Below are 12,432 nucleotides of genomic sequence, written 5' to 3' on the forward strand. Positions count from 1 at the left end.
AGGAATGTTGAGGCTTTTATGATAAATAGAAGCCAGTTCCTGAGTGCTGATCCGGCACGGCAAGGAGGCGGAGTTTCAAGGTCGAGGTGTGGCACAATCCTGAATGGTCTGAACTTGAATGATCAAAGATGGCAGCATGAAATGACGGGCGCTGGCATCTTTATTGACACTAGCGACATTTGCTAGCCAAGGAAAATGATGAGTATTGAAATAGTTGATGTGGAAAATGTATTGAAGGATTTTATTCTGGCCATGAATGGTTGGGAACTTCATTACTACCCCGAGGTGCGAGAGAAAGGGCTGATTACTCTCAAAGAAAAAATGAAGCAGGATCTTGATGCTATTTTTGATTGCTTTTGCACCAAAAAAGAAAGAAAACAAGGTCGCCAGATGTCATTGCTCTGCAGCGATCCTCCTGAATACTCACGCACCGAAATATTTTTAAATTCATGCATCTCAGGAAGTAAAGCTGTCATTTCCACGCAGCAGACTTCGGGATTCAAGAATAGATACAGATATACATTTGGTCTTAAAAACCAGCAATGGTTTATTGATAAAAAAGAATGGCTTGATGAAGAGGAAGGCATGGAGCGTTGGCGACCGGCGTATCTTTAGTCGCGTTCGCTCAAGCTTGCGCCAATGCGGGCCACGCGACGACGATCAACGCAGTCCCCGCTTCCGAGAGACGCCAGCAATCATAACGAGCGCGGTATCGTCCGCACCAGGAAAAGAATGAGTATTAACACCAAACTGAAAAAACTCGAAGATAAGGCAATGGCCAAAGGCGAGTATGCGGTCGCCGCAGCTGCAGCCCATCTGTTGCACGATATTGGCTGCGTGGACAAGCAGATTAACCTGGTCGGGGCGCTGCACGAAGTCGGCTACCTGCAAAATTCATTTTCTCCATACTGGAAAGAATTCAGAACTGATGAGTCGGCATGGATAGAACGCTGTTTGGCCAGGCTTGTCACTGCTGATCATGACTATTGGGCGCTTGCCGCGCTTCTGGGCTGCAATGGTCCAACGACCATCAGCATCGCCATTGGCCTGGGTTTCAAATCCGCTGCAACAAGGCTTTACGAACGTTTTGACAAACCCAAGGTCCATGTCGATACTTTATATTTGACAGCCAATGGAGAAGTGCTGCATCCCGTATTGGAAGTCGGCTATGACATCAAAGACATGAAAACTGTCGACATGGGAAGAGCACGGGCACTTAATCTGAAGAATAAACAATGGAAGCCAGGCGATCGTATGGGCGACGGCGGACTGTCACTTTCCATGCAGGCCAAACTTCCGCATGGCGCATGGCGCTCGGTATGGACGGCTTTTAAAACATGGGATGCATGACGACATGATGAATTGCAGGACAGTCAATGCATGGCTGGAAATGGCGCAAGACGATGAAGTGTTCATTGATGCCGACGACATCAACCGCGAAGCGATGGAGAACATGTGGAGCTTTTCGCCCACGGACGAGGAAACGCCGCAGATAGAAGCGGCGGATATCGTTGCATTCATCCGCCAGGTGATCGCAGCACGCCGCAGCGCGCTCGCTGGCGAGCAGATGCTGTTCTATTGCTGGCACGATGCGCAATGCCGCCAGTTGCGCTTCAGCCTGGTGTCGCGCTCGCATGGCCGGCTGCCGTTTCGCCGCGAGGTGCGAGAAACGCAGGATTTGTCTCTGATCGCCGACCGCGTGGTGAACGGGGACTGGCGCAACGGGGATTTCATGCGGGCCCCGTCGGAGGAAGGCGATGCGCAAGAGCCGCCGTTCATCCTGCCCGTCTTTGTCGTGCCCGTGCCGTAGGAATCAGCGCGGCATCATCACATCAGGAACCGCGCGGGCCGGCAAGCTTCCAGGGCTGACGCTGGCTGTCCATCGACGATTTCCCCGCTGGCTAGCTGACCCACGATGCCTGCCAGCACGACGCCCGGATGCATGGCGCACACGTACGCGCCTTCGACCTGCGGCAAGTAGCCGATGATGGGCACGCCATCGACGGGCATGGGGCGCAGGCCGATGCAGGCGTACTCCGGCGTGATGGCCTCGGCTCCTTCCAGTTCCTTGCGGATCGCGCTGGCCGTGCGCTGCGCCATGGCGGCCGGCTGGTTTTCCGGGGTGTCGTCCACATAATCTTCCGCCGCCAGCATGGCGCCGTCTTCGTCTTGCCGCACTTCCATTGCATGGCTGGAAATAATGCCGCGCACCAAGCCGGGCGGCGCCTGGTAGCGCAGGAAGACGGCGGGCGAGGCGTGGATGGGCAGGCTGGCGCCCAGCTGCTCCGCCAGCGCGGCAGTGGCGGTGCCTGCCGCCAGCACGATCACGTCCGCATCGATGACGCCAGCGGCCGTTTCCACGCCCGTCACCTTTCCATCCTGGACGGCAAAGCCCAGCACGGGCGTGTGCGTGCGGGCCGTCGCACCGAGCGCCCAGGCCGCTGCCAGCAAGGCATGCGTCGCGGCGACGGCGTCGAGGGCGCCCTGCTCCGGTTCGTACAGCGCCTGTTCCGGCGGTTGCCGCAGCTGCGGTTCCAGCTGGGCGATGCGGGTGCGGTCGATCACCATGCACGAGGGAGAATCGCGCCCATCCTGCGTGCCGTACGACAAGGCACCATGCCAGCGCACCGCCAAGCCTGGCACCTGCGTTTCCAGCCGGCGCCAGGCGGCGATGGCGCCGCCGCGCAGGGCCGCGATGGGGTCCATCCCCGCGCAGGACGCGTTAAGCCAGGCAAATGAAGTGCCCGTCACGCCGGAAGCGATGCCGCCCGCCTCGACGACGGTGACTTTCGCCCCCTTGCTGGCCAGGTGGTAGGCGAGCGATGCGCCGACGATGCCGGCGCCGATGACGACGATGCGTTTTGAGGTTTCTTGATTCATATCTGGCAACTTTGCATATTTATCATATGGCAGAGTCTACCCCAGCCGCCCGCAATTCCAGCGCAAACCGGTGGCCATCGACGACGTTGCCTTCCACGATGGCAATATCGGGCACAGCCATTCCCTGCGCGAAACCGCAGCGTTCCAGCACGCGGATCGACGCCGCATTGCCGTCGATGGCGTAAGCGCACAGGCTGGCCAGCCGCCATTCGTCTTGCGCCAGGGCAATCAGGTACTGCAGCGCGGCCGTGGCCAGGCCCTTGCCCGCCTGCTGTTCCCCGATGCGGTAGCCGACTTCGGCTACGCCTTGCTCCCGGTCAATGTCCTTGAGGTTGGCGCGCCCGATCAACTGCCCGTATTCGTCCACGATGACGCAGGGGTGCATGCGCCCCTGTGCATGCTCGTCCAGGAATTGCGCGACGTGCGCGTGGATGCCGTCGATGCTGTAAAAAGCGTCCGGACGCCGGTCGATATGGCGCTCGAACCACGCCCGGTTGGCTTGCTCAAAGACCAGCAAGGGCGCGGCGTCGTCTGGGCGCAGGGTGCGTATGGCAAAGGTGCTCATGGAAACTCCTGGAAAGGCATGAGTCTAGTGACGCGTGGCACGGCCCGTCAATCATGATTCCATGAATCAATATAAAGTGACAAACGCTACAATGGCCGCCATGAACAACGATCTGTCCGCTCCTGATGCGGCGCGCCTGCTGGGCGTCAGCCTGCCCACCCTGTATTCCTATGTGAGCCGGGGCTTGCTCGCTTCCGTCAGCAACGGTGCGTCGCGCCGCAAGCGCTATCCGCAGGAAGACGTGCTGCGCCTGGCGGCCCGTAAAAATGACGCCAAGCGCGGCGGCCAGACGGCCGTGGCCGCCATGCACTGGGGCTTGCCCGTGCTGGAGACGCGCATTTCCCACATCCTCGATGGCCGCTTGCTGTACCGCGGCTGCGATGCGGCGGCGCTGGCGCGGCACGCGACGCTGGAAATGACAGCCAGCCTGCTGTGGGACGATGGTGCGAGTGACTATTTTCAGCAAGACGCGCCTGCCCAGCCGCCAGGGCTGGCCAGCGCACCCGATGCGCCGCCGCTGGCACGCGCCATGCTTGCCATGGCCATGCTGACGACAGCGGACATGCCGCACTCGCTGCAATCCGGCCCCGCCGCGATGCGCATCCTGGCAGCCGCCTTGCTGCAAACAGCGCCGTCCGCCTTGCCGCTGCACCGGCAGCTGGCCCAGGCGTGGCAAGTCGATGCGCAGCAGTCTGCATTGCTGCGCGCCGCCCTCGTGCTGCTGGCCGACCATGAATTGAATGCCTCGACGTTTGCCGTGCGCTGCGTCGCGTCGACGGGCGCCAGCCTGCCGGCCGCGCTGGGTGCGGGCTTGGCAGCCTTGTCCGGAGACAAGCACGGCGGCGGCAGCGCGGCGGCCAGGTGCATGTTGACGCAGGCGTTGGCCGCGCCCGATGCCAGAGCTGCCATCGCTACCTTTTACACAGCCATCGCGCCGGAATTCGCCGGTTTCGGCCACCCGCTGTACCCGCACGGCGACCCGCGCGCCGCGTATCTGCTGGGAAGCCTGTCTGCGATGTCGCGCGGGGACCCGCAACTGCACGCCATCCTGGCCGCGTGCGCCACGGCGGCCGAGTTGCTCGAAGTAAAACCGAACGCCGACCTGGCGCTGGCCGCCATGGAACTGGCGTTCGGCTGGCCCGAGGGCGCGGGCATGAGCGTGTTTGCGCTGGCCCGCTCTGCCGGCTGGATCGCCCATGCGGCCGAGCAGGCAGACAGCGCGGCCCTGATACGCCCGCGCGCCCGCTATATCGGGCGCCCACAGCGCGACTGAAAATTCACGCTTGATTTATTACGCATACGTAGTAGTATACTTCGCATGCGTACCAATACCTCATCCCAATCCGACCTCCCCGATGCCGCCGCCTGCCCGTTGGGCGAGCGCTCGCCGCGCCTGTTCAATCTGCTCAATCTGGCGCGCCAGAACCTGTTTCGCTCGGCCGATGCCGTGTTTACCAGCGAACTTGGGTTTTCCGGCACGCAAGTGGTCGCCTTGTTTGCCCTGAAAGGCGAGGAAGGCTGCCAATTGAAGGATCTGGGGCGGGCGCTGCAGCTGAAAAACTCGGCCGTCACGGGCCTCGTGACGCGCATGGAAGAAAATGGCCTCATCGTGCGCGGCCAGTCGGCGCTCGACGCGCGTGCAGGCACCCTGCACATGTCGCCCAGGGGTGGCGAGGTGCTGGCCGCCGCCCTGCCCCTGCTCGACAGCCTGAATGAACAACTGAAGCAAGGTTTCAGCGAAGAGGAACTGGCCGTCGTCGCCCGCTTCCTGCTGCATGCCTCGCGCCTGCGTTTCCAGCAAGACGTTTAATCGGCAAGACGTTTAACCCAACCTTCACCCCACAGGAGTTACCATGCACCCCAACGACATGACCGGCTTGCAACTGATGCAAGCTTTCGCGCAAGGTCTGTTTCCCCGGCCCGGCATTTCCAAGACCATGCCGATGGATGCCCACACGATCGAGCACGGCAGGGTCATCTTCACGGCGACGGCGAATGAAAACCACACCAATCCCATGGGCGGCGTGCACGGCGGTTTTGCGGCCACCGTGCTCGACACGGTCACGGGTTGCGCCACGCACACGGTCTTGCCAGCCGGCGAAAGCTACGGCACGACAGACCTGAACATCAAGATGTGCCGCCCCCTGCCCTTCAACGTGACGGTCTACGCGGAAGGTAAGGTCATCAATGCGGGACGCAACCTGGTCATTTCCGAAGGCACGATCCGCGACGAAGCCGGTAAGGTGTATGCGCACGCGACGGCCACCTGCATGATCATCCGTCCGGCCCAGCGGGAACAAGCGGCCGCATGATCCGTATTGGCAACATCGAGGAAGCCTGGCAGGTGCTGCAGGCCATCCCAGAGTTCGACCGAGAGCGCAACCTGGCGCAGTTGCAGGAGCGCCTGCCTGCCGGCGCGCTGGTGCTGATCGCGGAAGCTGACGGCCAGCCCGTCGGCTGCAAGCTGGGCTATGCCGCCGAGGATGGCTCCTTGTATAGCTGGCTCGGCGGCGTGCTGCCCGCGCACCGCAAGACGGGCCTGGCGCAGCGCCTGCTGGAAGCCCAGGAAACCTGGGCCAGCGAGCACGGCTTTGCGGCCGTCACCGTAAAATCGATGAACCGCTATCCGGCAATGCTGCGCTTGCTGATCCGGAATGGATACCAGATCCGGCTTGTGGAGCACTTTGGCGATCCCGTCAGCGAGCGCATTCATTTCATCAAAGCCTTGTCCTAGAACGCTTCGTAAAACCACTTTCTTGTCTTTTGCTTTTCAAAAGAGCAACAATGCCATACACTGCGCCATTCTGGCCGTCCGTTATCGGCCAAGACCGGACGTTCCCGTCCGATGATTTCATCAATAAAAATTTTCAAGAATTGAAAAATCCAAGTTAGTATTTAGGCATTATTTACTATGGAGAGATGCCTGTGAAAAGATTGCCCATGGCTGTGCTGTTAATCGCTTCTGTTGGCTTCGCGCATGCAGATGGTTTTGGAGATGTCGAGCGAACGAAAGTGATTGAAGACTATGCGCAGAAGCTTGAAGATAGCTACGTCTTTGCAGCCCAGGGCAAGTTGTTGGCCAACGGTTTGCGCAATCATCTCAAGCGAGGTGATTACGCGGGATTGGCGGAAAAAGAGTTAGCGGAAAAGGTCCAGCAGGATATGGATAGTATCTCGCCTGACCAGCATAACGGATTGGTGTATGTCGAGTTTGACGCGCTCGAAGAGCCTCCTCCTAGTCCAGTACCAGTCGCATCAACGGAGCCAGTCAGCCGGCCCGGTCCCGACAATTTCGGCATGGAGAAGTTTTCCATGAAGGGGCGCACCGCCTATCTGCATGTGACACGCTTCGCGCCGGTTGACCGTTTTTCTACCGAAGCCGTGGCGCAAGTGATGTCGAAGGCCGCCCATAGCGACGCCATGATTATCGATTTGCGTGATGGGCACGGTGGTGTGCAGTCCATGGTTACACTGCTATCCAGCTACTTCTTCGACGAACGCCCTGTTCACTTACTGGACGAACTCGATCGCGATGGCAAGGTGACCAATTCCGTCATCACAAGCATTACTTTGACGGGACCTCGTTACGGTAGCAAACGTCCGCTGTATATCCTCGTGAACGAAGAAACCGCATCGGCGTCCGAAGCTTTTGCCTACGGCTTGCAACAGCAAAAACGCGCCGTCATTGTCGGAAGCAAGACTTCCGGTGGCGCGCATAAGCAATTCGGCGTTCCAGTATCCAATCACCTCATCGCTTTCGTTGCCATTGGCCGCACCGTCACTCCTGTAACGCACACTAACTGGGAGCGCACCGGAGTGCAGCCAGATGTGCTTGTGCCAGCCGACCAGGCGTTAGATGTCGCCCTCGCACAAGTTGCAAAGGGCTCAGCCCAACAATGAATCCAGCTCAGCTTGGTTATTCATTTTGGTGTAAGCGTCCGCTTTTGGGGCGGAACCTGCCAATGACGGCTACCGGCCAAGAGCAGCCGTTTTGCTCGCCTAAAAATGTTGAGATCCAAAGGTAACATGAAGAGTATTGCTCAACTCGAAACCCTGTATTTCAAACTGCGTCATGGCTTTGTCAACGGTGCTGTGTGTGCCGCATGTGTCGATTGGGCAGTGGAGCGCCTGGACTTGGACGAAGAGGACGATGACTTAGAGATAATCTTGCTGGCAAGTGCAAGAGGACTTGATGAGGTGCTGCCATTGGTAGCAGTGATCGTTGAGCGATATCTAGGTTCTGAGCGGCTCGATGACCAGCTGGCGGCGGGAAAATATATTGTAGAACTCAGGAATGTTTATCTCCAAGGCAAGGAAACGATCTGGACAATCGACATGAAGCTGACACAGCTCTATTCGAAATTGGGATACCCAAATTGGCTAGGAATGCTGAGTCGGAATTGCGAATACGCGACAGACGTAAGCGCTTTCGAAGAGCCGTTCGAACTTGAATTCCACTACATTTCGACGCTATGGGGGAGTGTCTCCAGCCGCGCGGAGTTTGAGCAACATTATTGCGCCGAAATCTCCCAGGGACATGATGTCAAATAAAGGTCCGCAATGGGGCGATAGTCGCCAGCGACCGCAGCCGACCTGAAGCGGCCCAGAGCAATCACCGAAACTTAATGCAAATGTTGAATAAGAGACTTTTTGATGCTATTGCATCTGCGGTGGACTTGGAAGACCCTGCGGAACAATTTTTAGCTCAGCGATTCATGATTGAGGCGATAGGAAGAGTGACTTCACAATTGCCTGTAGCTGCTAAATCAGCCGCAGCTGTGGCGAATCGATTTATCACCGGCGCGGCGACGGCTGAGGAAGTCATTGCTGAGCGTGTACGCCTCTGGCGAGCCATTGAAGGGCGCGATCAATCGGACGAGCCCGACGTTTTGAAAATAAGAACTGCCATCTGCGTCTTGCATCCTATGGATATTGGCGCTTCTGCCGAAACATTGGAGTATTTTTTTGAGTTTTGGCGGCGAGGAGGCTTGCCGCAGGCTGAGCTTAAGGCCGCTGTTCACAACAAGTATGGCATTTGAAGTGGCTTCAGCCGGCCAGGAGCGGGCGTCCATACGTGACATGACAATAGATCATCTATTTTAAATTTATACCAGAGGTTGCATGCGCAATTGTCAAAGTGGAAGCTACTTTACGGCTTGTCTGAACATTCGGCCAACGCTGCCCTTCGAAGCCACGGTTGTCGTTCTGGCTGCGGCACTGGGTATCAGATTTTCGCCTGACGAGGAAGGGAAATACGAGGAATATCCGGCGTATCGCGCCTTCGCGCTTGGACTGGAAATCGCTCTGTTGGCGCCTCCGCCGCCGGATCTGGACACGCGGGAGATGCGCGACAACTGTTTTCAGCTAATTATCGATACCTGCGCGGACGTATCCGATGGCGGTGCGGACGTGGATATGAGCTCTCTCATTGCGGCGCAATTAAGCTCCGCCACCGAGCTGGAAATTGAGCGTGTCGACGTAGCCCCTGCTTAATCCCCCAGGGCGCTGCGCCCGCATGGGCATCCGTTGACCGGCCGCTGCAAGATCTTGCAGGGCACCCTCATCCCGCCGGCCTCTTCTTCGCCTTCAATAAACTTCCCGCCGCATTTTCCTCGAAGCGGCCCGCCTCCTCTATATAGCCATGCACGGTGCCGTCGTGGCGCCAGCCGCCCTGGCGCTTGATGGCCTGGAAATCGGCGCCGGCCCGGTGCGCGCTGGTGGCCATGCCGCGGCGCAGGCTGTGGCTCGACAGTTCCGGCACGTAATCGAGCGCCGCCAGCCTGGCGCAGCTGGCCAGGATCGTGTTGATGCTGCTCGCGTGCAGCGCTTTCACGCTGACATGGCCCCATTGATTGACGGGGCGCAACAGCGGCCCCGTGCGGATGTGCGCCGCGGCCAGCCAGGCGCGCAAGGCCGTGGCCGGGCAGCAGACGCCGTCGCCAAACGGGATCGCCTTGACGATGCCCTCCCCCAGTTGGTCCGTTTTCGAGCGGGGCAAGGTGATCACCATGCCCTGCGGCTCCCAGCTCACGTCTTCGATAGTCAATCCCGCCAGTTCGCTGCGCCGGAAACCGCCAAAAAATCCCAGCTGCAACAAGGCGCTGTCGCGCAAGGCCTTGACGCCGCCCAGCGCGGCCAGCCTGGCGACGATCAGCTCCAGGTCTTCCAGCGGCAAGGCTTTGGCCTTTTTCTTTGGCTTGCCGTGCAGGCGCGCGATACCGGCCAGGGTCTTGCGCACGGTGGGCGTGGATGCGGGGTCGGCAAAGCCCTGGTACACATGCCATTGCGACAGGGCCGTCAGGCGCAGGGCCAGGGTGCGGGCGTTCAGGCTGTCCGCATACGCCAGCAGATAGCGGATGACGGTGGACTCGTCGGCGGGCAACGCCCCACCCCAGGCCTGGAAGTGGCGGATGGCGGAACGGTAGGTGCGGCGCGTGTTGTCGGACGTGGCGGCGGCGAGAAACGCCTGGTGGCGCGCGGCCAGCTCGGCATCGATCAGGGCGCCGCGTAACGGTACAGGAGCCAAGGCGGCGCTTTTGGGCGCGGCGCCAAGGCGTTTGGAAAGGGGCAAATCGGGCATGGAATCGCTGAAATCGGGCTGATGTACTGGGAAATACGCAGAATACCATGCAAACCACCCCCCATAACCCGCGATAAGCGATCTTATCGCGATATATATTTTTCAAAAAATATCAAAATTTATATCGTAATATTATGCGATATTACGTATCATGTAATACGTTACTAAATTTCGTTCATAGGTGATTTCATGGCCCGCACCGGCATTCTGTACTCTGATGTTATGAAAGCAGCCCAAATCGTCGCTGCCGATGGGCGCAATCCCACGGTCGACAGCGTGCGCGAAGCGCTGGGCAGCACGGGCAGCAAGAGCACCATCGCTCCCCTGCTGAAACGCTGGAAGGAAGAGTTCCAGGGCGTGGGCGCCGTGAAAACGGAATCAGGCTTGCCGGCAGAACTGATGGAAGCGATGCGCGGCGTGTACGACAAGCAGCAGCGCGACGTGGCGCAGCAGCTGGAAACGGGCATGCGGGAAAACCGCGCCGAACTCGATGCGGCTTTGGCGCAGCTGAAGAAGACGGAAGCGGAACGCTTGAAGCTGACGGAGGCGCGCGCCGCCCTCACCCAGGAATTGCGCGCCACGCAGCATGCGCTGGCGCAATTGAAGGAAGAGCACCATTTCCGCGCCGTCACCCTGGCCACCTTGCACAGCGATAACGCAGGCTTGACGCAGCGCCTGGCCGACCGGGGCGAGGAAATCGCCGCCCTGAACCGCCAGCTGGCGCAGGTGCGTTCGCAGTTCGACCATTACCAGGAAGCTGCGGCCGCCCAGCGCAGCGAGGAACGGGCCCAGGCTCAGCAACGGATCAGTCGCCTGGAACAGGACAACGCCCAGTTGCAGCAGCGCTTGCAAGGCCAGCAAGCGACGCTGGTGCAGCAAGACATGCGCCTGGCGCAGCTGCAGGCGGAGCAAACGACGCTGGTGGCCCAGGCCGCGGCAGACCGCGAAGCCCTGGCTACCGTGCGTCCCGAGCGCGACCAGTTCGAATTTCAATACCTGCAGGCGGCCGCGTCCGCCGATGCCCTGCTGGCCAAGCTCGACACGGCCCTGCTGGCGCTGAACGACGCCAAGGTGGCGCTGGCCGCGCAAGACCGCCAGCTCGACATGCTGGCGGAAAATGGACAACTATCGCAACAGAAAATGGAAGCATTGGCGCAGGAGCGCGACGGTTTGCTGCGCGACAATGCCGGCATGGCGGCCAGGCTGGGACTGCTAACCGACAACAAGGAGCAACGCCGGGTTTGAGTGCTGATGGCCTGGGATAGCTACGACAGCCCCAGGACGGGCATCGCCCGCCATCAGGGCTAGCCCCGCTATTTCGTCTGCTCGATGACGGCCGACGGGGGCGAATATGCGCCGCATTTCACGTTGACGCCGAAAGGCGCGCCGCTCGAGCAAAATTATGACCGTGCTGCCATGGATGTCACGTTTGGCAAAGCGGACCCGGCTGGCGGCGCCTGCTTGCGCGCTTCCGACACGCCCAGCACGAACAGGACGACCCACAGCACGACGCCAAAATAATCGAGGAAATCGAGGCTGGCGAGGAACACGGCGGTATCGTTCGGGTCGCGCGGCCGGTAATGCACGCGGATGTGCGCGCCCGGCGCCATGCTGGCCAGGCGCCAGGCTGTGACGGCCTGTTCGCGGTGGCAGCCGGCGTTGCCTATCCGCGAGACGCCGATGCGCGAGCTGCGGTAGGCCTTGCCATCCACGCTGTAGCGGTAGCTGAGCTTGACGCACCAGTCCTGCGATTTGCCCGTGCGCTGATACATGCTGCTGCGCACGATCTCGGCGCTGGTCACGGGCCAGGCTGGCGAGGCGAGCTTGTCATACGCGCGCCAGAAGGAAAAATACGCGGTGGGAAGGGCGAGCAGGATCAGGAACCAGCCCATCATTCTTGCCAGGGCGGGGTCGATGGCGCCAGGGTCTTTCATCGCCCGGGCGGTGCGGCGCGGTAGCGCACCCGTATCCACGCGCCGAGAATGTCCACGCCGCCGTCGCCGGCGTCTTCGACCCAGCCCGCGCGCGCATACAAGCGTCGCGCGCCCGTATTGGCCAGCTGCGTCTTGAGGCTCAGCCGGGGGCCGAAGCGCGCCGCCACGGCGGCCAGCAGCTGTGTGCCGATGCCCAGTCCGCTGTGCGCCGGGTGCACATATAAATGGTGCAGGAAATGCTCGGGCGCGTCGCCCGTGTGCACGGCCGCAAAGCCGGCGACGATGCCGTCACGCTCGGCAACGAGGATTTCTTCGCCCTGCGTCGCTGCCGTGAAAGCGGCGGCGCTGGCGACAGGGCCGAAGGTGTCGCGCCCCGCCAACGCCAGGATGGCGGCGCAGGAAGGCGTGTCCGCCAGCGCGAATGGCCGAAGCGTGGCTGGCGTCATGCGGCGGCGCGCAAGCGAGGTGATGCC

The 12,432-nt window shown here is 60.4% G+C and carries 17 protein-coding genes; 12 read left to right on the forward strand and 5 right to left on the reverse strand.

The genetic code is table 11. The features are described from left to right. The first annotated feature begins 195 nt into the window (after positions 1-195). From O0879_RS04460 to O0879_RS04470, 3 genes are all read left to right on the forward strand, one after another. On the forward strand, positions 196-615 hold the full coding sequence (locus tag O0879_RS04460) for an NTF2 fold immunity protein (RefSeq protein WP_289914904.1): 420 nt from the start codon (positions 196-198) through the stop codon (positions 613-615). 117 nt (positions 616-732) lie between these two features. Continuing rightward, on the forward strand, positions 733-1,350 hold the full coding sequence (locus O0879_RS04465; protein WP_289914906.1) for a hypothetical protein: 618 nt from the start codon (positions 733-735) through the stop codon (positions 1,348-1,350). 4 nt (positions 1,351-1,354) lie between these two features. Continuing rightward, positions 1,355-1,810 carry a hypothetical protein gene (locus O0879_RS04470; RefSeq protein WP_289914908.1) on the forward strand — a complete coding sequence of 152 codons (456 nt, stop codon included), beginning with the start codon at positions 1,355-1,357 and terminating at the stop codon, positions 1,808-1,810. Between the two features lie 17 nt (positions 1,811-1,827). Here O0879_RS04470 and O0879_RS04475 read toward each other — a convergent pair whose 3' ends face one another. Together O0879_RS04475 and O0879_RS04480 are read right to left on the reverse strand one after the other, a co-directional pair. Next, positions 1,828-2,880: an FAD-binding oxidoreductase gene (locus O0879_RS04475; protein WP_289914910.1), complete on the reverse strand. Its 1,053-nt coding sequence runs from the start codon at positions 2,878-2,880 to the stop codon at positions 1,828-1,830. Positions 2,881-2,902: 22 nt separating this feature from the next. After that, positions 2,903-3,445, reverse strand: coding sequence for a GNAT family N-acetyltransferase (locus tag O0879_RS04480; protein WP_099668005.1), 543 nt, complete (start codon positions 3,443-3,445; stop codon positions 2,903-2,905). Between the two features lie 76 nt (positions 3,446-3,521). On the opposite strand from O0879_RS04480, the gene O0879_RS04485 reads away from it, so the two are divergent. The 8 genes from O0879_RS04485 to O0879_RS04520 all read left to right on the forward strand — a co-directional run bounded on the left by O0879_RS04485 (position 3,522) and on the right by O0879_RS04520 (position 8,938). Then, positions 3,522-4,718, forward strand: coding sequence for a citrate synthase (locus O0879_RS04485; protein WP_289914913.1), 1,197 nt, complete (start codon positions 3,522-3,524; stop codon positions 4,716-4,718). A 45-nt stretch (positions 4,719-4,763) separates the two neighbouring features. Further along, positions 4,764-5,255 carry a MarR family transcriptional regulator gene (locus O0879_RS04490; RefSeq protein WP_099668006.1) on the forward strand — a complete coding sequence of 164 codons (492 nt, stop codon included), beginning with the start codon at positions 4,764-4,766 and terminating at the stop codon, positions 5,253-5,255. A gap of 43 nt (positions 5,256-5,298) precedes the next feature. Further along, positions 5,299-5,757: a PaaI family thioesterase gene (locus O0879_RS04495; RefSeq protein WP_099668007.1), complete on the forward strand. Its 459-nt coding sequence runs from the start codon at positions 5,299-5,301 to the stop codon at positions 5,755-5,757. Next, complete coding sequence (locus O0879_RS04500; RefSeq protein WP_289914915.1) at positions 5,754-6,179, forward strand: GNAT family N-acetyltransferase; 426 nt, start codon at positions 5,754-5,756, stop codon at positions 6,177-6,179. The genes O0879_RS04495 and O0879_RS04500 overlap by 4 nt, the downstream gene beginning before the upstream one ends. 206 nt (positions 6,180-6,385) lie before the next feature. Continuing rightward, complete coding sequence (locus tag O0879_RS04505) at positions 6,386-7,345, forward strand: S41 family peptidase (protein ID WP_289914937.1); 960 nt, start codon at positions 6,386-6,388, stop codon at positions 7,343-7,345. A 126-nt stretch (positions 7,346-7,471) separates the two neighbouring features. Next, positions 7,472-7,996, forward strand: coding sequence for a hypothetical protein (locus O0879_RS04510; RefSeq protein WP_289914939.1), 525 nt, complete (start codon positions 7,472-7,474; stop codon positions 7,994-7,996). Positions 7,997-8,070: 74 nt separating this feature from the next. Continuing rightward, complete coding sequence (locus tag O0879_RS04515; protein ID WP_289914940.1) at positions 8,071-8,484, forward strand: hypothetical protein; 414 nt, start codon at positions 8,071-8,073, stop codon at positions 8,482-8,484. An 82-nt stretch (positions 8,485-8,566) separates the two neighbouring features. Then, positions 8,567-8,938 carry a hypothetical protein gene (locus tag O0879_RS04520; RefSeq protein WP_289914942.1) on the forward strand — a complete coding sequence of 124 codons (372 nt, stop codon included), beginning with the start codon at positions 8,567-8,569 and terminating at the stop codon, positions 8,936-8,938. Positions 8,939-9,005: 67 nt separating this feature from the next. On the opposite strand, the gene O0879_RS04525 is transcribed toward O0879_RS04520, so the two are convergent. Next, on the reverse strand, positions 9,006-9,971 hold the full coding sequence (locus O0879_RS04525) for a tyrosine-type recombinase/integrase (protein WP_289914946.1): 966 nt from the start codon (positions 9,969-9,971) through the stop codon (positions 9,006-9,008). 276 nt (positions 9,972-10,247) lie between these two features. On the opposite strand from O0879_RS04525, the gene O0879_RS04530 reads away from it, so the two are divergent. Next, positions 10,248-11,270, forward strand: a complete 1,023-nt coding sequence (locus O0879_RS04530) for a DNA-binding protein (protein ID WP_289914948.1) — start codon at positions 10,248-10,250, stop codon at positions 11,268-11,270. A gap of 155 nt (positions 11,271-11,425) precedes the next feature. Here O0879_RS04530 and O0879_RS04535 read toward each other — a convergent pair whose 3' ends face one another. Together O0879_RS04535 and O0879_RS04540 are read right to left on the reverse strand one after the other, a co-directional pair. Then, positions 11,426-11,959: a DUF3592 domain-containing protein gene (locus tag O0879_RS04535; RefSeq protein WP_289914950.1), complete on the reverse strand. Its 534-nt coding sequence runs from the start codon at positions 11,957-11,959 to the stop codon at positions 11,426-11,428. After that, positions 11,956-12,405 carry a GNAT family N-acetyltransferase gene (locus tag O0879_RS04540; RefSeq protein ID WP_289897944.1) on the reverse strand — a complete coding sequence of 150 codons (450 nt, stop codon included), beginning with the start codon at positions 12,403-12,405 and terminating at the stop codon, positions 11,956-11,958. The genes O0879_RS04535 and O0879_RS04540 overlap by 4 nt, the downstream gene beginning before the upstream one ends. Between the last annotated feature and the right edge of the window lie 27 nt (positions 12,406-12,432).

The sequence above is a fragment of the Janthinobacterium sp. SUN120 genome (assembly GCF_030397735.1).
In the GTDB taxonomy this organism is placed as follows: Bacteria; Pseudomonadota; Gammaproteobacteria; order Burkholderiales; family Burkholderiaceae_D; genus Janthinobacterium; species Janthinobacterium kumbetense.